The organism is Dawidia soli, from assembly GCF_018598185.1.
GTDB classification, from domain to species: Bacteria; Bacteroidota; Bacteroidia; order Cytophagales; family Cyclobacteriaceae; genus Ohtaekwangia; species Ohtaekwangia soli.
Genome location: NZ_JAHESC010000069.1, coordinates 1 through 17807 on the forward strand (window position 1 = coordinate 1; position 17807 = coordinate 17807).

General features: G+C 50.8%; 26 protein-coding genes, 1 tRNA gene and 1 pseudogene. 13 read left to right on the top strand and 15 right to left on the bottom strand.

All coding sequences use genetic code 11. The features are described from left to right. From KK078_RS28250 to KK078_RS28270, 5 genes and pseudogenes are all read right to left on the bottom strand, one after another. Positions 1-714, bottom strand: a pseudogene (locus tag KK078_RS28250) (hypothetical protein); the annotation flags it as partial. Next, positions 711-1046: a helix-turn-helix domain-containing protein gene (locus KK078_RS28255; RefSeq protein WP_254093899.1), complete on the bottom strand. Its 336-nt coding sequence runs from the start codon at positions 1044-1046 to the stop codon at positions 711-713. The pseudogene KK078_RS28250 and the gene KK078_RS28255, both read right to left, overlap by 4 nt. Positions 1047-1242: 196 nt before the next feature. Next, positions 1243-2469, bottom strand: a complete 1227-nt coding sequence (locus tag KK078_RS28260) for a hypothetical protein (RefSeq protein ID WP_254093901.1) — start codon at positions 2467-2469, stop codon at positions 1243-1245. 94 nt (positions 2470-2563) lie between these two features. Continuing rightward, positions 2564-2848, bottom strand: a complete 285-nt coding sequence (locus KK078_RS28265) for a hypothetical protein (RefSeq protein ID WP_254093902.1) — start codon at positions 2846-2848, stop codon at positions 2564-2566. A gap of 333 nt (positions 2849-3181) precedes the next feature. Further along, entirely contained in the window at positions 3182-3646 is a 465-nt protein-coding gene (locus tag KK078_RS28270; RefSeq protein WP_254093904.1) for a helix-turn-helix domain-containing protein, read from the bottom strand. 315 nt (positions 3647-3961) lie between these two features. On the opposite strand from KK078_RS28270, the gene KK078_RS28275 reads away from it, so the two are divergent. The 3 genes from KK078_RS28275 to KK078_RS28285 are packed head-to-tail and all read left to right on the top strand — an operon-like array spanning position 3962 to position 5120. Then, positions 3962-4417, top strand: coding sequence for a hypothetical protein (locus tag KK078_RS28275; RefSeq protein WP_254093906.1), 456 nt, complete (start codon positions 3962-3964; stop codon positions 4415-4417). Between the two features lie 3 nt (positions 4418-4420). Next, complete coding sequence (locus tag KK078_RS28280; RefSeq protein ID WP_254093908.1) at positions 4421-4873, top strand: hypothetical protein; 453 nt, start codon at positions 4421-4423, stop codon at positions 4871-4873. Between the two features lie 52 nt (positions 4874-4925). Continuing rightward, positions 4926-5120, top strand: a complete 195-nt coding sequence (locus tag KK078_RS28285) for a SymE family type I addiction module toxin (protein WP_254093910.1) — start codon at positions 4926-4928, stop codon at positions 5118-5120. A 171-nt stretch (positions 5121-5291) separates the two neighbouring features. Here the strand turns inward: KK078_RS28285 and KK078_RS28290 are convergent, their stop codons facing one another. From KK078_RS28290 to KK078_RS28305, 4 genes are all read right to left on the bottom strand, one after another. Further along, the gene (locus KK078_RS28290; RefSeq protein ID WP_254093912.1) at positions 5292-5438 is read right to left on the bottom strand and encodes a hypothetical protein; all 147 of its coding nucleotides are present in this window, start codon (positions 5436-5438) and stop codon (positions 5292-5294) included. A gap of 9 nt (positions 5439-5447) precedes the next feature. Next, on the bottom strand, positions 5448-5900 hold the full coding sequence (locus tag KK078_RS28295) for a DUF6934 family protein (RefSeq protein ID WP_254093914.1): 453 nt from the start codon (positions 5898-5900) through the stop codon (positions 5448-5450). After that, entirely contained in the window at positions 5897-7162 is a 1266-nt protein-coding gene (locus KK078_RS28300; protein ID WP_254093916.1) for a site-specific integrase, read from the bottom strand. The genes KK078_RS28295 and KK078_RS28300 overlap by 4 nt, the downstream gene beginning before the upstream one ends. Before the next feature lie 249 nt (positions 7163-7411). Then, positions 7412-7484, bottom strand: a tRNA-Lys gene (locus KK078_RS28305). A 218-nt stretch (positions 7485-7702) separates the two neighbouring features. Between KK078_RS28305 and KK078_RS28310 the strand changes: the two genes are divergently transcribed. After that, complete coding sequence (locus KK078_RS28310; RefSeq protein ID WP_254093918.1) at positions 7703-8296, top strand: SH3 domain-containing protein; 594 nt, start codon at positions 7703-7705, stop codon at positions 8294-8296. 51 nt (positions 8297-8347) lie between these two features. On the opposite strand, the gene KK078_RS28315 is transcribed toward KK078_RS28310, so the two are convergent. The 3 genes from KK078_RS28315 to KK078_RS28325 form a co-directional block, all read right to left on the bottom strand. After that, complete coding sequence (locus KK078_RS28315) at positions 8348-8794, bottom strand: SRPBCC family protein (protein WP_254093920.1); 447 nt, start codon at positions 8792-8794, stop codon at positions 8348-8350. Positions 8795-8913: 119 nt separating this feature from the next. Continuing rightward, a complete protein-coding gene (locus tag KK078_RS28320) occupies positions 8914-9906 on the bottom strand; it encodes a hypothetical protein (RefSeq protein WP_254093922.1) in 993 nt (330 codons plus the stop codon). Positions 9907-9948: 42 nt separating this feature from the next. Further along, positions 9949-10605, bottom strand: a complete 657-nt coding sequence (locus tag KK078_RS28325) for an SDR family NAD(P)-dependent oxidoreductase (protein WP_254093924.1) — start codon at positions 10603-10605, stop codon at positions 9949-9951. Between the two features lie 115 nt (positions 10606-10720). Between KK078_RS28325 and KK078_RS28330 the strand changes: the two genes are divergently transcribed. Then, positions 10721-11227 carry a hypothetical protein gene (locus tag KK078_RS28330; protein WP_254093926.1) on the top strand — a complete coding sequence of 169 codons (507 nt, stop codon included), beginning with the start codon at positions 10721-10723 and terminating at the stop codon, positions 11225-11227. A 12-nt stretch (positions 11228-11239) separates the two neighbouring features. Further along, complete coding sequence (locus KK078_RS28335; RefSeq protein WP_254093928.1) at positions 11240-11734, top strand: hypothetical protein; 495 nt, start codon at positions 11240-11242, stop codon at positions 11732-11734. Positions 11735-11740: 6 nt separating this feature from the next. Here KK078_RS28335 and KK078_RS28340 read toward each other — a convergent pair whose 3' ends face one another. Next, positions 11741-12082, bottom strand: a complete 342-nt coding sequence (locus tag KK078_RS28340; RefSeq protein WP_254093930.1) for a winged helix-turn-helix transcriptional regulator — start codon at positions 12080-12082, stop codon at positions 11741-11743. Positions 12083-12172: 90 nt separating this feature from the next. Between KK078_RS28340 and KK078_RS28345 the strand changes: the two genes are divergently transcribed. The 4 genes from KK078_RS28345 to KK078_RS28360 all read left to right on the top strand — a co-directional run bounded on the left by KK078_RS28345 (position 12173) and on the right by KK078_RS28360 (position 14392). Further along, positions 12173-12919 carry an SDR family oxidoreductase gene (locus tag KK078_RS28345; RefSeq protein ID WP_254093932.1) on the top strand — a complete coding sequence of 249 codons (747 nt, stop codon included), beginning with the start codon at positions 12173-12175 and terminating at the stop codon, positions 12917-12919. 8 nt (positions 12920-12927) lie between these two features. Beyond that, complete coding sequence (locus KK078_RS28350; protein WP_254093940.1) at positions 12928-13308, top strand: DoxX family protein; 381 nt, start codon at positions 12928-12930, stop codon at positions 13306-13308. A 99-nt stretch (positions 13309-13407) separates the two neighbouring features. After that, on the top strand, positions 13408-13863 hold the full coding sequence (locus KK078_RS28355; RefSeq protein WP_254093942.1) for a GNAT family N-acetyltransferase: 456 nt from the start codon (positions 13408-13410) through the stop codon (positions 13861-13863). A gap of 58 nt (positions 13864-13921) precedes the next feature. Then, positions 13922-14392: a group II truncated hemoglobin gene (locus tag KK078_RS28360; RefSeq protein WP_254093948.1), complete on the top strand. Its 471-nt coding sequence runs from the start codon at positions 13922-13924 to the stop codon at positions 14390-14392. A 9-nt stretch (positions 14393-14401) separates the two neighbouring features. On the opposite strand, the gene KK078_RS28365 is transcribed toward KK078_RS28360, so the two are convergent. Next, positions 14402-14872: an SRPBCC family protein gene (locus KK078_RS28365; protein WP_254093950.1), complete on the bottom strand. Its 471-nt coding sequence runs from the start codon at positions 14870-14872 to the stop codon at positions 14402-14404. Positions 14873-14894: 22 nt separating this feature from the next. Next, positions 14895-15266 (bottom strand): winged helix-turn-helix transcriptional regulator, encoded by a 372-nt coding sequence (locus KK078_RS28370; protein ID WP_254093952.1) that lies wholly within the window; start codon positions 15264-15266, stop codon positions 14895-14897. 161 nt (positions 15267-15427) lie between these two features. Between KK078_RS28370 and KK078_RS28375 the strand changes: the two genes are divergently transcribed. The 3 genes from KK078_RS28375 (at position 15428) to KK078_RS28385 (ending at position 17797) form a co-directional block, all read left to right on the top strand. Continuing rightward, positions 15428-16315, top strand: a complete 888-nt coding sequence (locus KK078_RS28375) for an SDR family oxidoreductase (RefSeq protein WP_254093960.1) — start codon at positions 15428-15430, stop codon at positions 16313-16315. 155 nt (positions 16316-16470) lie between these two features. Continuing rightward, positions 16471-17007 carry a DinB family protein gene (locus KK078_RS28380; RefSeq protein ID WP_254093962.1) on the top strand — a complete coding sequence of 179 codons (537 nt, stop codon included), beginning with the start codon at positions 16471-16473 and terminating at the stop codon, positions 17005-17007. Positions 17008-17017: 10 nt separating this feature from the next. Next, the gene (locus KK078_RS28385) at positions 17018-17797 is read left to right on the top strand and encodes an aminoglycoside 6-adenylyltransferase (RefSeq protein WP_254093964.1); all 780 of its coding nucleotides are present in this window, start codon (positions 17018-17020) and stop codon (positions 17795-17797) included. Positions 17798-17807 lie beyond the last annotated feature (10 nt).

The following is a 17807-nucleotide window of genomic DNA, read 5'->3' on the forward strand; positions in this document are numbered from 1 at the left end:
TTCCACCCCCCCCCCGCCCCACGCCATTAGAAGAAGGCGCGGGGGCGCGGAGCTGGGTATACGAGACAGTTCTTGGGCTTCGTGGACTGAGGTCGGGATGTCGTGGCCGCGGCCGGCCCCCCGCCCCCCGGAAGTTTCCCTTTTCCGACGATGATTACCGGGACCAGTTGCTTGCGCGTGCGCGTCCGTCCCCCGATCGTCAACAAAATTTGAATTTTCATTGCTTGTGCCATAAGCGTTTATACCGTTTAATTTGTTTATACCGTTTAATTTGTTTATACTGTTTGTATTTGTTTTATATATGGTCTCTCGACCATTACCGCTACCATTACTGCGACCATTATCGCCACCTATACTGCTACCTGTACTGTCACCTGTATCGCTACCTGTACTGCCACCTGTATCGCTACCTGTACTGCCACCTATATCAAATACGTGTAGGTAGACCCGGCTGCCTTGACGCGCATCGTAGGACGGTTCATAGCGGATGTAGCCCCACTCGTCAAGTTCCTTGAGCGTCTTGAGATAGAAGTTCTTGGAACCGATACATGCCTGCTGCATGATCTCGTCACGCTTGAGAACTATCGGGTTACGGAAGTATTTGAAGTTCCACTCCTGAAACAACGTCATGTATAGGGCGAAGTGCTGGGTTCTGGTCCGGTCGTCCTCGCGCATGATCTGCATCCAACCTCTGATGAGATAGATATAGTTCATGACTTTCTGCGTGGTTTTACGGGTGGCGTATCGTCGAATTGGGCCGCGTATTCGTCTCGTGTAGGTGCTTTGTTTTCTTCGAGCATCCTGGCGATGTCAGCGTAAGCATAGAAGTAGATGCTGCCGATCTTGGTAAACGAAAGTTTGCCACTCGCCCGTAGCTGTTGCAGCGTGTTGGGCGAGATCATGAGGATGCGTCGAACGTCGCCGGATTTTAGCCACTCCCGGGAGGGGTTGTTTTTGCGTTCGGTGAGAATGTTAACCAGGTCGTTGAGTAAGTTTTTTTTGAAGACTTCCAGGTCCTCCAGGGTAACAATGTTTGCTGTTGCCATACGTAACTGTTTAGAGTTTGATAGTGGCAAATGAAAGCGTTAGAACAATACAAGTCCATACACACAAAAGTGTGTATAGACTGTGTATTGGTCAAAAACAGGTATAAATGATCAATGGAAATGACGAGCGGAAGAAACGTGATAAAGTTTGTGTCTCTTTGAGCGAGAATGAGTAGTAAAATATTTTTAAGAAATTTTACGGCAGGACGCTTTTGGCTATGTCTTTACGGACGCGCTGGAGCATTCTATCTAAAACGGACTCAACGGCTCTCATGATTCCCAGATCGCCCCGGTAGAATTGTTGCCGGTAGCTGTCGGCTTTTTTGCCGTCGTACGTGGTGTGAAAAACGGCAGATAGAATCCTTCCAAGCTGGGTCTTGTTTTTGTTGGTTACAATGTGCTCCTCAAGCATGACACCGAAGAAATAGCTGAGTTGCCCGCCGGTGAGGATGATAATGATCTTCGAAATAAGGCCCAGGCCGTCAGGGACAGGCGTAGCGTTGGGCGGCCGCAGGGTTGATTCGCTATAGGAAAGTTCGGCATCGATCCAGGCGCAGAGTCTTTCCTGCAGTGGAGGTAGCGAGGGATGGAGAGCCACGGCCGAGGCAGGCTGGATTTGAAGAAGAAGTTTCCGGAACCGGTATAATACCATCGGTCCGCCGTCGGCCGTGGGAAGGACGTTGCGTAGGTCGTATTTCATGTAAGCGATGCAATAGGCGACAAACTCGGGGGAATTGAAATTAAGCTCGCAGAGCAGTTCGACGAGCTGCCTGTTGGGGTTGCCTACAGGCGAGGCCGCCAGGCGGAAGAGGCGCTTCTTGAGCTGGTCGAGGTAGGCGACCGTGCGGTGCGTGACATGGTTAGGGTCCGTGTCGCCGGTAAGCTGGGTAAGCGGAAGCATGGCGACGGCTACCAGGTCGAGGCTTACGCCACGGCGTAGCAACGCGGTGCGGAGTGTGGGCAGATCGTTGCAAAGGCGGTAGCGCACGATCAGCTGGTAGGAAACCGGGAGCCACGCATCCTGGTCGATGTGTTGTGGGAAGTGTGTGCGAATGAAGTCGAGAAGATCTTCGATGGCATGGTAGAGAATCTGGCTGAGGGTCTGGGGACCGGGCTGGAGCCGGACATGGTCCAGGTCGGCTGGGGTTGCGTATCTTAGCAATTGGCCGGCTAAGGTTAAAAGGGCGTGGTGATGGTACCGAATGTAGCGGCGGCGATCGGCGGGTTTGTCGAAGGCCAGGGGGCTAAGAGTGAGGTTTTCTTTAACGCTCTGCACCTCCTCATTGACAATCGCTAAAAAGTCGGGGAGAAATTCGTGCTCGAGGTCGGGCGTATGTTTGAAGAAAAGGGCGAGGTCTTTGATGATTACATTTTCGAGTCGTTGTAACTCGTATCGGGATTTTTGTTTGACTATCGTTTTCATTTAACAGTATCGGAGAGATAAAAAAGTCATGGCAGGCCCAGGCCGGCGGCGCGGAGGCACTGGCAGGACAGCGAAATAAAAAAATGGTGTGGCCTTACGGCTTATGCGTTAGCCAGGCGAAGGCTTCTTCGTAGGATTTAAATGTCGTGACCAGGTCGCCGGTAGGTAGTGCGCGTTTCGCGGAGGCTTCGGCGAATATGTCCGGAGATAGTATCCATGCGAACTGTGATAGGCCGGCGCCGACCATAGCAGGAAACCATTCGTCGGCGGTCCAACGGGCGGCCAGGTGCCAGGGTCCAACGACCTGGGTATTGTCGTTCAAAATGTTTTGGAAGACGTGCTGTGCCTGGAGGTCGAGTATAATGGCGCCGGATCGCATTATGCCTTCCGTTGTTTGTGGGCCGGTCCAGTTACAGTAAAGGATGTTTGGTTGGAGTAAATGGGTGATCTCCAGATTACTCGCTTGGTGCAACGTTTTCATGGTCTTGGGGTGATTGGACAGTATATTGTACAAAACGGAATGTTTCCCCAAAAGTTATACCAAATTGGGAAATGTATACTTTTAAGTCCAGGTTTGGGGCGGGCGGGTGGGGAACTACGTTTCCCCAAAAAGTATACTTTATAGGGAAAAGTAGAGTAATAATGATGACCGGCTTCCGTGTGCGGACACGGTATTGATCATAAAAAAGCCACCTTTCGGCGGCGGGATGGGCTATTTTGATCTCTCGGCAAGAAGCCTTTCGAGTAAGGCGTTTTTCTCGCGCTCTGATTTTAAGAGCGCCTCGTAGAGTGTTTTATTATCCTCATACAGCTTCTTGTTATCATCGACCAACTGAACGTATTTGTCGAGTGGATTGAAAGTACACTGGCTGTTATACTGATAATTGGGACTGTTGCTAACTTGAGCACCCTCGTAGTTGTGCTGGATATTGTACACTGCCTTCTCTTCGTCAAAATTAAGAATAGCTTCTGCAGGAACATTTAGAGCTTTGGCCAACTCATCGATGAGTTCGGCTTCGATTACCTCCTTGTTCTCGTAGTAGGAAATCTTTCTCACGGTCCAGTCTCCCCCCAGCTTATCGGCAAAGGCTTCTTGTTTATAACCCAACATTTCGCGGAAGCGTTTTACGTTCCTGCCATGATGGATGGTCTTGCTTGTTTTTGGCGCATCGGTCATATCACAAATATATACTTTTTAATGTCTCCGCAATAGGGGTTTTCAAATCAATTTTAGGGAAATAGTATACCCAATGCGTGGTTAAATACAGACGAAGCATAGTTAAAAGCGAACGTTGAAGGGAAGAGATATACCATAGCCACTCCGTAATTTAATATCATCAACAAGGCGATGTGCGCACAGACCCTTAAACGTTAATTACTCACAATATGATGCCGGCGAAACGTATGGAATATACATACTGACGGCGGCCGTTGGAGGCAAAACAAGATGGCAAAAAGTGAAAAAATTGTGTAACAAGTAACCTTTAACAACATGTATGTAAAAAATTTGGAATACGGAGGTTTTACAATACCGCCAGACATAGTGGAGGCTCTTGCGGTGATTCATGACGACATTCGGATCACGAGGGAGGACATGAGGTTTAGACGCAGTGTTGAGCGTGACAAAAACGTGGGACCGTGTGGTTTGAAGCCGGGTGAATATGACCTGGTGACGATACAGGCTTATCTGAACAAGGTAGACGAACAGGCGATACGATTGGGCGACAGACCGGAGGACATTACCCGCGGAGCGTTTAACGTCTATATGGGACTGCGTTTGGAGGAGCACCTTATCCGGAGCGGTGTGATAGTTGACCCTGAAAGTTTGGCGTTCTTGAACAGTGGAGGTTACAGGTCGGAGGATACCATCTATGCTATTAGACGTAGGGAGTTCCGTAAAGAGATGAAGGCAATCCGTAAGAAGTTATCTGAAATTTTAAAATCTTAAAACATGCAATTTGGCAAATGGAAAGAGGTTGTTAGCGAACCCGCCAAGGGAACGCCACTATACGTTCTTGGCGAAGTTTTGAAAGCCTATAAACAGAACATCATAAAACAGTCGCATCGGCCGTATGAATTTGAAAGCAAAGTATTGCAACGCAACCATGACGCGGAGATGAAGAGGCTGGAGTATCAACTGGGTTATGCGCTTCATAGCAGTTTGGCAACGCTACGAATACCAGACGACGGCTGGCAATGGTACCTGGACTTGGTGCAGCGGTATGCCGCGCGGGTGAAGGCAGACATGAGTAACTACAGAGAGGTGGCGAGCGACGTTTATGAGGTGATTAAATCGCATCGGGGCACGCAGCCTGTAGCAACTTCTGACTTTGTACACAATGCTGCGGATGTTGAAAATAGTGACGAACTGTGGTTGGATAGCTTTGACAATTATGCGTACTGACGATAGGGAGCAAATTGTAAGCAACGAAGTGGGCGCTTTTAAACAGCGGACATTGACGGTAAGTGAGAGACACCAGGAACGCGAGCAGTCGCGGGGTGTATGGGTGCCGGAGCTGCGCTTGCGCGGATTATGGCTGGGGCAGGTTGGCTTTGAAGCGGGTGCCCGGGTAGTTGTGGATTATGTTGATGATAAGCTGGTGATTTCTCTTTCACCAGGACAGCCGGGGAGTTTGAAGGAAGCGGGGTAGCCGGCGGTGCCATCGGGGCGGCTTTGGGTTGTTGGGCCGCCCTCGATGGTTTATTCGATATGTATTCGGGGATTAATTAATTCACTCCCTCATGTATCATACAATTGGAGTGTTTTAAATACAAAAGGGATGGCTGGTGCCATCCCTTTTGTATGGGGTTCTCTGCCACTATTACTTCGTCTGAGGAAGCTTGATTTTCTCTAAATGCTTATTGGCGGCGGCTAGTTGCTCTGGGAACATTTTAGTCACGTCAATTCCATCAAGGCGTTTATCCACAATGAATTTCACTTTCGTGTTCTTTGACTGCTGTGTTTTCATACATTAAAGTTAGTAATTTTTCCTTCTAATCAAAAAGACATCGAATGGCACGCCGGAGGCAAAGGGTTGAGGTGTTTTATCTTCAAAGGCTCCGAGAATTTCATACTTTGCCGACAGCTCTGCAAGGTTGGCGTTGATAGCCATGCGGTATAACCGCGATCGCGCAGCGGTGCTGCCTCGCAGGTATAGCCAGCGGCGCGGGTATCTGGTTGTATAGCGGTCTACAATTTGCGCGATGGTGGCCAAAATCTTGTCTCTGTCTCCATTGCTAGTGACAACTTTATCATCGGGCATCGAGCTGTCTGCATGGAGATCTCCAAATCCGAGATTATAGTAACCCGGCCGTTTCGTAGGCACGATGGCGACGATTTTCTTTATTTCGCCCTTAGGGCCGATGCTGGTAAACGCGAATATGCTATCGTCTGAGCTGACGGCAACAGCGTTATATGATTCGTAATTCATGCTGCCGTGCCTGGTTTGGTTGCAGGAACTACTTCTTGTGAAGCCGGATCGAAGAGTTTGCCGCGCAACTGCTTCATATCTTTACTGACTTTCGCCTGGACGACCTTTGCGTAAATCTGGGTTGTACGGAGACTCTTGTGCCCGAGCATGGAACTGACAGTTTCGATCGGCACATCGTTGGACAACGTTACCGTAGTAGCAAACGTATGTCGGGCAATGTGCGTGGTGAGTTCAAGTTTAAACCCGCATAGCGCGGCAATCTCTTTCAGGTAATCATTGTATTTCTGATTGCTCTTGACGGGGAACAACGTGCCCCGGGTGACGCAGACAGGATGATCTCTATATTTTTCAATCAGTTGCAGAGCAACTGGAAGCAGCATGATATTGGATTTAGTTTTCGTCTTTGTCCTGGACGTGAAAATCCAGCGCTCGCCATCGAGGCCTGTGCCTATATCGTCGGGCGTGAGCTTGCGCACGTCGGCGTAGGCGTATCCCGTGAAGCAACTAAACAAGAAAACGTCACGAACCTCTTCCAAGCGCTTGGACGGGAATGTCTTCTGCATGAGCGTTTGGAGCTGCTCTTGGTTTAGTATTTCCCGCTCTACCTCATCGCCGATACATTTGAATCCTTGGAACGGATCGCTTACGACCCATTTTTTGAGTACGCACAGGTGGGAGATCTTCTTCAAGATCTTGACATACTGCAGGCATGTGTTGTGTGCGATCTTGTCGGACGTTTTAAGGAAAAATTCAAAGTCGCTGATGAACTCGTAGCCCAAGTCTTTGACAGCAACATCGGATTTTTTATACCGGGTCTTGATGAACCGCTGTAGTTTGCCATAGGTGACCAAGTATCTTTTATACGTGCCCTGGGCAAGATCGGTACCGACTAATGCTTTGGAGTGCTCGTTGTGCTCTTTGAAGACTTCGAGGAGGAATTTCCGATGCTCTTCTACTCCCAGGTATTTGTTTTTGATTGCCTCCGCAGTAACTGTCTCGCCGGTGGCTTTGAGCATGAGGAAGGTTTGTCGCAGCTCACCTTTTGCAAGATCGAGGAACTCGTTTGTCTCGTCGGCGTGAGCCGAGGCACCTTTGACGCGGCAATTATCTTCGTCCCAAAGAGCGGGGTCTACTTTCCTGCTCAGTGAAATTTCTGCACGCTTGCCGTTAACTGTAATGCGGGCGTAGAGAGTGGCTTGATTTTCTTTTTGCTTGCCACGGTATGCCCAGACGAGGATTGAGAACGTTTGCCTGTTTTTCATATTTACTCACCGAATAAGTTGCTGTCATGAGTGTTCTTTGAGTGTTTTTGACAGCATTTGAGCGCCTGCAATACACTGTCATTCAGCGCATTGCAGCTTATTCGGTGAGTAAATGTAAGTGGTGAAAAGTACTCACCGAATTACTCACTTTTGTTTGAGTGTTTAAGTGCTTATCTGATGGGTATAAAACAAAAAAACCGCTCAAACTTTCTGTTTGAGCGGTTTTGAGTGTTGTTGATTACTACCGCGTGATCCCGCTGGGATTCGAACCCAGGACCCATACATTAAAAGTGTATTGCTCTACCAGCTGAGCTACGGAATCAAGAAATCTTCTAATTCTTGTCAATTTCGGGGTATTTTCCGTAATTGAGGCTGCAAAGGTAACACGACATGATTAATAAGCAAATACTCCCCGCAAAAATTATTTTCATAATTTTCTCTTCCCTCCTCTTTTTTGCCGGGACCGCGACGGGGCAAACATCGTCGTTTCGTTTGCAAACCGCTGATTCTCTTTTCAAAGGGAAGCGCTATACGCAATCCATGGAGCACTACCGCGCCATCTTTGCCTCCAACCAATATACGCCCGCCATGCTCCTCAAAATGGCCTACATCGAAGAGGGACTCGGGCAGGCGGGGCAGGCGCTGTTCTACCTGAACCTCTATTTTGACGCCACCAACGACCAGGCCGTACTTGATAAAATGGAAGAGCTGGCCGGGAAATACAACCTGGAGGGCTACAAACAAACCGACGCCGTGCAGGCCCTGTCGTTCTACCACGACTTCCGCTGGCCTATTGGGCTATCGTTGATGGCCCTGGCCGTGCTTTTTTTGAGCATTGCGTTCGTGCTGCGCCGAAAGAAAAGAAACCCCGTGGTGGCGCTGGTGCTACTGTTCCTGGTGCTGGGATCGCTCGGCATGCATGGCTTCCTGAGTAACCGGGGCGAGAACGGCATTGTGGCGCACGACAACACGGTGCTGATGGACGGTCCGTCGCCCGGAGCAGGCGTTGTGTCGGTAGTCGGTGGCGGCCACCGGGTCGAGATCCTGGGACGCAAAGACGTGTGGGTGAAGATCCAATGGCAGGGCGCCACGGCCTACATCCGCGATACCAACCTGCTGACGCTTACCCTCTGACCCGGAAGGGCCGACAATTTCGGCCTCTTCCACATTGACCCGCGCGTTGTGTTAAGCATCCGGAATCACCGGCTCAACCAGCTTCGCCAGCTTTTCCAGCGATTCCTGCCAACCTAAATAGCACATCTCTGCCGGTATGGCGGCCGGGATTCCTTCCTGTAAGATCTTGATCTCTGTGCCGGCGATAGTTTGCCGAAGGGAAACAGACGTGGTCATTTCTCCCGGCAGGTTCGGGTCGTCAAATTTGTCGGTATACTTCAACAGCTCACCGGGTTTAAATTCTATGTAGGTACCGCCGAAGGAATGGCTGTTGCCGGTTGAAAAGTTTTCGAATGCCATCTTGAATGTACCACCCTTCTCTGCTTTGAGATGGTCGACGGTACAGATAAATCCGTACGGTGGCAACCACGACGCGATGGCGGATGCTTGTGTAAACGCCCGGAATACTTTTTCCGGTGTTGCTTTTAGTATGCGATGTAATGAAACGCTGTTAGACATAAATTTCAAGTTTTAGTTTGTAATCCTTTAAATTGATATTACAAATATCGGCAGGCGATGCATAACACAGAGGTTGTGATCGTGACATCAACAGAGGTGATTTGTGTCAAAATACGCTATCACTTCAAAATCCGCTCCCAACTGTCGATGATGTAACTGATCTTCGAACGAACACGAGGCACCTTATCTACTTCACCATACTGCAGAAGAACACGATTCATCTCTTCCACGGAATCCGGAGCCAGCAACCGCTGTGGATTGTTCTGCAGCCAATGCGTACTATTCACGGTCTCTGAGGTAACAGCACAATTACCCAGCGCATCGAGCGCAATGAGGCTTAACGGTCTTCCACCCTCCAGCCATCGCTTGGCCGTAGGCCAATCAAACTGAGAGGCAACTGCCAGGTAGCCCCATTCATTCGATATGTTTGATACCCGCCCCACATTCGCCTCGATCCACTGCAACCCTGCCTTTGACTGAAAGTAGATCAAACCCGTCATTGCGTCTACCATCCCGCCGGGCTGCTCCATCCGCTCAACCTGTTGGCTATACAGCGCAAAGCCCAGGTCCGGCTCCAGGCACTTTGCCAACGCCTCGGCATACATGGGGAAATCGTCCTCTGTTCTTGCCTCCCACTGCCTGACGATCCACTCATCCGCATACCCACCAAGCGTCACGGCCACAAGCTCATAGATCCGTGAAGAAAGCCCCCTGTTCAGGCTCAACCGTTTGTCGAGCTCGCGCAGGATTTCTTTCTTTTCAAATTGTGTAATTGCCTGAACCGCGTCATCGGGCACACTCCATTTTACAATGGCATAATCAACGATCGATGGCAGGTCACGCAGCTCACCCAGTGCTGGAAAGGCCAGGGCCGGATCGAACACTACTTCTATTTCAGGGTCACAAGCGGTGCCATCATCATCGTAAAAATCGTCGCACAGGTGATACGTTATGCCATGCAGGGCGGCCAGGTTGAAATATTCCCGGGGACGCAGCGCCCGGCTTACCAACCGTTCATGGCAACCAGTACAAACCTTATAGGGATACGCGGGGTTATCACTATCATCGATGACCTCAACGGGGTTCTTTTTGCAAGATTGACAAATGTCCATTTCAAAAAAATATATGCTTACTCCAAACTTAATGACCCCGTGTCAGAACCCGATCACCGCCCGCTCTTCTTTCCCGCTAACAAGATCTTTGACCACACCCGCGATAACCTCCGGCTTTACCCACTTTGAAAAGTCCGCGTTCGGCATAAAGCCGCGGTTGGTCTCCGTATCGATCGTGCCCGGCAGCAAGATATGTGATGTAATGCCATGAGCCTTCTCCGACGCATTGATCAGCGCAGAAAAGTTATACAGCATCTGCTTCGATAACGAATACGCCAGGTTGTTACTCGCCGAGTTGAAATCCATGGCCGCTTTGGAGCCGACAAAAACCAGCCGGCCGCCGCCAACGGTGCGGTAATGCGCAATCAGCTTCTGCGCAACGTTGAACGCCGTGGCGAAATTCACTTCGACCATCCCTTCGATATCCTCCATCGTCGCCTTTGCCAGGTTACCTGCTGCAAAGCCTCCCGCCAAAAATACTCCCGCCTGGATGCGCTTCCCTCCATCGACAACCTTCTGCACAAAGGTGCCGACCTGCCCGCTGTCGGCCAGGTCCGTCGGATAGTACGATACTGTTGAAGCAGTCTCTTCGACATTCTTCCGTACGGCCAGGTGCAGGTGATAGCCCGCGTCGGACAAGACCTTTACAACCGTTTTACCCAGATTACCGGTACCACCGGTCAGCAGAATATTTTCCATAACTCAAATGTACGATCTTATATTTATCCCCTCCACGTCGAGAAGCGCTTCACAAATCGATACTACGAACAAATTATCGCAATTCCATTATATTTAGCCTGCAATTGTATATCCCATGGGAATCCCTTCAAAACTCATCTGGCTCGCACTGCTCGCCATCGCCGGAACCTCTTATGTCGTTTATCGCAAGATCATGTCCGCCGTTGACAAATCCTCCGTCGGCAGTTTAATCAACGCCCTCAAAAAAGACGGCACAAAAGCGGCAGGCGTTGCTGAGGCCCTTGACATCCCGTACGGGAAACGGGAGAAATTCTCCCCTATCGATTTTGATAGCCTGGTGTCGACGCTTCGAACAGCCACCAAGATCGGCGACTACGCCATTTTGTACCAAACGACTGCCGATGCACACCGGCACCTCCTGATCACCGAGATCGCATACTCCGATTTTGATATCGGCGTGACCGGCGAAGCGACCGACGTTAAAAAAAACGCCTACCATTCCTTTGTTATCCGATTCGAACCCGACACGAATACCCTGTCCGTCTGGTCCGATCTATACAGCGATACTACTTCCAAATTTCAGAAGGAAGCGTTCAGCAAAGGAATAACAACCATGAAATAACCGATAACACACATGTCGTCCATCGCTACCTTCCGCCTGCTCGAAACGGATAAGCTACCCGCGCTGCTGTCAAACGCCGAAGCCAAAATCCAGAAGACCTGGCTGTCGAAAAAGACCGTCGATACGTACTCCCGCTGGCTCGCGGCAAACAGTCGCGAAGTGATCGACTTCCAGGCCTCCGGTCATGTATTTGCCACGCTGCTCTCTTTCCTGGAAGAAAAAGGAATTGACCTCATGAAAAGTGAGCACGATGAAATCGCCGACGACATCTCACAAAAGCGCGGCGACACCAACCTCATCCTGACGCACAAGCACCGTCAACAATACCTGGACAAATTAACACCGGAGCAGCTCACGACCGAGGAATTACGGGCATTCAACATAGACTTTGCAGAAGAAGACGACCCGGCGTTAGTGGAAGGAGAAATCCTCGGAATAAAAGCAATTCGCGATAGCCTGACAATGTTGGTCGACGACAACCACGTTATCCTCCTATCGATAGGGTAGCACCTGTTACTTCTCCCGGATCTTCTTCTTATGGTTCCTCCCCCACTTGATCATCGCATTAATAACCTCGTGCAGGGATTTGGAATACGCCGTAGCCGAATACTCGACCGTGATCGGCTTGGTATCGCATACCTTGCGGCTGATCAGCTTGTTTTGCTCCAGCTCATTCAGCTCCTTTGAAAGAATGCGGGCCGAAATACCCGTCAGACGCGCCAGTTCTCCAAAACGCTTTGTACCAAACCGTACGAGAATAGAAAGGATCACCATCTTCCATTTGCCGCCGATGACATAGAGCGTGTCTTGTACGGCAAAGTGCGCGTCATCGCAGTCTTTTGCATGTTTTACCATAGTAACATTTTTGTAACTAGTAACCAATCTGTAACAGATAACAAACTTACCCTACAGCGCCAATAGTTTCGCATGTATAATTCAAAAATCATGAATGCATTTGAAAATAAGGTCGCGGTAGTCACAGGTGGCAACAGCGGCATCGGGTTTGCCACGGCGCAGGCATTAAAACAGCAAGGCGCGAAGGTGGTCATTACAGGGCGAAGAAAAGAACCGCTGCACGTCGCGGCGAAGTCATTGGAAGTAGATCATTACCACGGCGATCAAGGCACGCTGGCAGACACCGATGGCCTCGTGCGCTATGTAGCATCACACTATGGAAAGGTTGATATTCTCGTCGTGAACGCAGGCGTGGCCGCCTTTCAGCCGATCGCGGTAACGTCCGAGGAGACATTCGACACCATGGTGGGCATAAACTTCAAAGGCGCTTTTTTTGCTGTCCAGAAGTTCCTTCCGATCCTACAAGACGGTGCCGCCATCGTCATGATATCGTCCAACAGCGCCTCGATGTCCACACCCGGCACGTCGGTTTATGCCGCCAGCAAAGCGGCGCTCAATACGCTCATGCGAATTGCCGCCGTGGAATTTGCTCCAAGAAAGATCCGCGTAAATGTCGTCAGCCCCGGACCGACCGATACCGATATTGTACACAAGTTCGGCTTTGACGAGCAAACGCTGAAAGGCATGCGGGAGGCCGTGATCCGGCAAGTACCCCTGTCGAAAACGGGAACCGCCAACGATGTAGCCAGCCTGATCTTGTATCTGGCTAACAACGAAACGTCATCGTTCATTACCGGCGGCGAGTTTTTCATCGATGGAGGCATGACAATAAAATAACGATGGTCATGAGCTCTAAAGCAAAAAGCATAACAAGCTGGATTCTTTGCGGCACAGTGGCACTCGCGCTTGCCGCCTCTGCCATCGATAAGATAGCGTTGTCACAACATTCCATACAAATGGGCACTTCGTTCGGACTGTCTCCCGCTACGTATCGCGTGCTGGGCTTGATCGAATTACTTTCCACAGTATTATTCGTTTTACCGAGAACAGCCATGCCGGGGCTCCTCCTGCTTTCCTCGTACCTGGGCGGCGCCATCGCCACACACCTGCAGCACAACCAGGATATCCTGTTTCCAGTCATTCTGGAGAGCATTATCTGGATCGGCGCATGCCTGCGCTTGCCGGAAATGACAGAACGCCTCTTCGGAAAAAAGGCGAACCGGTAATACCTTGCGTCTATCCGACAAAACGCTCGCGGCACGTCCGTGGGTGTTTTGTTTTTTACGCGCTGATTTCGGACTTTACCTGCTATATTGTAAAGAAGTATGTCCCGCATCATCGACTACACCGACGCCCACGCTTCCGACTTCAAACGCATCAACGTGGAGTGGCTTGAAAAATACCAACTCCTCGAAAGCCATGACATCCAAATGCTCGACGACCCGCGAGGCACGATTATCAACACCGGAGGCGTGATTTACCTGGCGGAAGACAACGGTGCAATCATCGGCAGCGCTGCCCTCATTCACGAGCATGACGGCGTTTACGAGCTCGCCAAAATGACGGTGGTACCTCCCTGGCGCGGCAAAGGCATCAGCAAATTACTGCTGGAGAAATGTCTCGACACCGCCCGCACGCTTGGCGCCAAAAAGATTATTCTCTTTTCCAACGACCAACTTCAAACGGCGATAGGCCTGTATGAACAATACGGATTCAAACACATCCATGTGACCGACAGCCCCTTTGTGACTGCCAACGTAAAGATGGAGCTTGTATTTTAACACGATTTGGCAATACAAATGCTTTGATTTCAGGGGAACAAAGGCTAACTATAGCCTCATGAAGACAGTTCCTACACTCTATGAATGGGCCGGGGGCATGCCCGTATTTGAAAAGCTTATGGCCTCGTTTTATGACAAAGTGCTGCAAGACCCTTTGCTGGAGCCCGTCTTCAAACACATGTCTCCCGACCATCGGCTTCATGTAGCACATTTCGTGGCGGAGGTTTTCGGCGGACCGAAGTTCTATAGCACCGCCGAGGGCAGCCACTTCAAGATGATCCAGAAACATATCGGCAAACACCTCACTGAAGCCCACCGTAAGCAATGGGTGAAACTGCTGGTAGAGACTGCCGATACGCTGGCGCTACCCGACGACCCTGAATTTCGCTCGGCCTTCATGGCCTACCTGGAGTGGGGCACCCGACTGGCGGTCATAAACTCAAGCCTGGAAGAAAACCCCCTCGGCACCAACGAACCGATGCCCGCCTGGGGCTGGGGCGTGCCGGGAGGGCCCTATATACCCTCGTAGAATCAATTGCTAACGTAAATCCTTCCACGTCTCCCCTTCTGCAACCGCCTTTATGAGGCTATTACGCTTTACCAGAAAATTATGTAAATACTTCTCCAGAATTAGCTTATTAATAATCACTCCCAATATCCCCGCCGGCGATTCAAACTCAAATCGATCTTTCATGACCGTGTGATCACCGGACCGCTCAAAGATGTGATCATGGCAAATCGTTTTAAAAGCACCACGCATCATTTCATCCCGAAAGTAATAGGGGTATTCGTAACGCGTGATTTTCGATGTCAGCGTCTGGGTAACGCCAAAATGCCGGGCACGCCAGGTTACCTGTTGGTCCATACCAATTAGGCCCGAAGTAACACCATCGATCGCTTCTTCATCCGTACCTTCTGTTGAAAGCTTATGCAGATCGATACTCCGAGCCAAATTGAAACACCGTTCGATCGGCGCATGAATCAAAGTGGTTAATTCAATCAGAGGCATTAACAAGAAGTATAATTATTCGCTACGCCGCCTGATACTGCTCCCGCGACTTCTGTATCTCGGGCATATTTTCATTCGCCCAGTCCACCAGGCCTTGTAACAACGGCAACAAGCTCCGGCCGCGCTCCGTCAGCTCGTATTCAACCCGTGGCGGCACCTGTGGGTAAAGCGTGCGTTTCACCAGGCCGTCGGCATCGAGCTTCTTCAACGTTACCGTCAGCATCTTCTCCGACACCGTTTCCATCAATCGATGCAGCTCATTAAAACGCAACGTGCCCGTGTCACCCAGGATCAGGATCACCAACGTAGACCACTTATCGCCGAAGCGATCCAACACGTTCCGCACGGGGCAATCCACCGTCTCCGAATATTTTTTCAAAATATTTTCAGTCATAACACCTTCATATTCAACAAGAGTTACCCACAGGTAAGTGCCTGACCTCGCCGTAACTTCTTGTGCAGCCACGGACCGGCAGATACCTTTGACTTACCAAAAGTAAGTAATAAACTTTTGCACAGCAACATTCTATCGAATATCACTAAAACGCTTAAAAAATGGCAAAAACATTGATTACAGGAGTCACCGGCGGACTCGGCAGCGCGGTAGCAACCTTCTTAAAGAACAAGACTGCCGTCGAAAATATCGCTGTACTGGTACGCGACGTGCAAGGCGAAAAAGCGCAGCAATTCCGCGCACAGGGCTTCGACGTGCGCCGCGGCGATTACAACGACCCCGCATCGCTGGCAGCCGCCTTCCAGGGCATCGATGTATTATACTTTGTGTCGGGCAACGATGTACACGCACGCCTGCCCCAGCACCAAAATGTCGTGAACGCAGCCAAGGCCTCCGGCGTGAAACACATTCTATATACCAGCACCGTACGCAAAGACGAATCTGCCTCCGCACCGCTGCACCTGGTGGTGAACGCCCACGCCCAAACCGAAAAGTGGATCCTGGAATCGGGCATTCCCTACACATTGCTCCGTCACAACCTCTACGCTGAAGTCGTAGCGTTGTTCCTCGGTGCGAAAGAACAACTGCTGCAAAGTAAAACCGTATATCAACCTGCCGGCACGGGCAAAACGGCCTTTGTAACCCGCGAAGATTTCGCCGAAGCAGAAGCGATCATTCTCGCCAACCTCGCGCCACACATAAATAAAACCTACGAATTCAACGGCAGCGAAGCCCTCACCTTCGCGCAGGTAGCCGACATCCTCTCGGAAGTTACCGGCGAGAAGATCGCGTATGTCTCTCCCGATGCAAAAGAGTTCGAGCAGACCCTGGCCAGCCACGGCGTCCCCGCCCCGATCGTAGGTATAGTTTCCAGCTTCGGACAAGGCATCGCCAACGGCGAATTCGATCACAAAACAACTGACCTCGAAAAGATCCTCGGCCGCAAAACCACCCCCGTTGCCCAAGTCCTAAAACAAGCCTATAAATAACAATGGTTCTAAAACCTGGTTCGAGTCTTAGCGCCGTCCCGGGGCAGAGACTCGGACCTGGCAACTCGTCTGCCCAGCGACGGTGCGTAAAGTCATAGCCGAGGGAAACCAAGTACGGCAGAATCCCGTATCTTTGATCTCAACCCACAGACACCATGACCACCATCGACGAAACTGCCCTCAAATTCCCCATCGGTCCGTTTACGCCGCAAGCGACCATTACTCCTGCCGAGCTCGACGCCATGATCGAGACGGTCGCCGCGGCCCCCGCTAAGTACCGCGCGCTGACAACAAACCTCACGCCGGCCGAATTGAAAAAGACCTACCGCCCAGGCTCCTGGAACATCCAGCAACTGCTGGCGCACGTTGCCGACATGCAGATGCTCCACCTTTTTCGTATGAAGAAAGCCCTGACCGAACCCGACTACAAAGAGCTCACCCTGGTGAGCATGGACGGCTGGGTATCGCTGCACGACGGCACCCATTCCCCGGTAGCCGACTCACTCGATCTGTTTGAACACCTTGTAAAGCGTTTTGTATTCCTGGCAAAGTCCCTCACCGAGGCACAACTGAATGTATCCTATTATCACCCGGTCCGTAAGATCACGCTCGACCAGCGCCAGGCCATCTCCATGTCCGCGTGGCACGTGCGTCATCACCTCGAGCACATCAAAATAGCGCTGGCAAACTAATGTCGTTAACATGATACCCGCCGGGCATCAATCCTTTGTCGATTCACTAATTCGGTTGCTGGCGTCAGACGATCGATATTGTGCGTTGGCCGTAGGCGGCTCGTGGATAGAAAATAAGCTGGATAGATTTTCGGATATCGATCTTATTATCGTCCATACCGGCGATGCACTTCCGCTGGCACAACGCCAGACGCTGGCCGGCGCAGCAGGCAATCTGCTGGCCTCTTTTACAGGCGAGCACGTAGGCGAACCGAGACTCCTGATCTGTCTGTACGACGACCCGCTGCTACACGTCGACCTCAAGTTTGTCGCGTTGCCCGATATGCGCACCCGTGTAGAGGACCCGTTGATCCTCTGGCAACGCGACGAACAGCTGAGCGGAATACTGGCAACATCACAGGCAAAATTCCCCTATCCCGACTACCAGTGGATAGAAGATCGCTTCTGGATCTGGATACATTACGCTGCAACGAAGATCGGCCGTGGCGAATTCTTCGAAACGCTCACGTTCCTCTCCTATATCCAGCAAGTAGTCTTAGGCCCGCTTGTCCTGATCCGCCGCGGCTATTTACCCAAAGGCTTGCGCAAGCTCGAGCAACACTTGTCGGCAGAAGATCTGCACGCCATGAAACAAACGCTGGCGTCTTTCGACAAACAGTCACTGCTGCAAGCCGTACAAGCCAGCGTAACATATTATAAAGAACTTCGCGACGCCGTCATGCCCTCTACCATCCAACGCAACGCGCGCGCTGAACAGCGCGTATTGGCCTACCTGCAAGAAATAGCCTAGATACTGAGGA